Origin of the sequence: Streptomyces sp. SID13726 (assembly GCF_010548375.1) — a bacterium.
Taxonomy (GTDB): domain Bacteria; phylum Actinomycetota; class Actinomycetes; order Streptomycetales; family Streptomycetaceae; genus Streptomyces.
In genome coordinates this window covers 1-501 of record NZ_JAAGLY010000286.1, presented here as the reverse complement: position 1 = coordinate 501, position 501 = coordinate 1, and the positions used below count along the sequence as shown (strand labels likewise).

The 501-nt window shown below is 76.4% G+C and carries 1 protein-coding gene; it reads right to left on the bottom strand.

The annotated features are described in order from the left end of the window. Nucleotides 1-501, bottom strand: a 501-nt coding sequence (locus tag G3I78_RS47665; RefSeq protein WP_164436862.1) for an alpha amylase C-terminal domain-containing protein, incomplete at both ends; no start/stop codon positions are given.

The following is a 501-nucleotide window of genomic DNA, read 5'->3' as shown; positions in this document are numbered from 1 at the left end:
TCGACGACGACGGCCTTGTAGCGCAGGGCGGTGCCGGCGGGCGCGCTGACGTGCTGGGTCACCTTGTACGGGGCGTGGTCGGCGGAGCCGAGGACCTGCCAGTGGCCGGTGCCGGTCTGGGCGGCGAAGACGACCCGGTTCAGGCCGCCGCCGGTGACGTCGGCGGAGAGCTCGACGGTGCCGGTGGCACCGGGGGCCGGAGCCTTGAGGGTCAGGGCGGGCTTGGTGGCGGGGGCGGCGAGCGGCGCGGCGCCCTGGAGGACCACCGATCCGAGGGCGGGGACGGTCACGGTGAGCTTGCCGGCCGCGGAGGCGCGGAGCAGGGCGCTGCCGCCGTACAGGGTGCGGTACCGGGCGCCGGCCGGGGCGTCGAGCTCGACGGTCCGGGCTTCGGCGGCGTTGTTGGCGGCGACGAGGTACTCGGTGCGGGAGCGGGCGTCGGTGCGGGCGAAGGCGTAGACGGACCCGTCGGCGAAACGTTCGCTCTGGACGCCGTCCCGC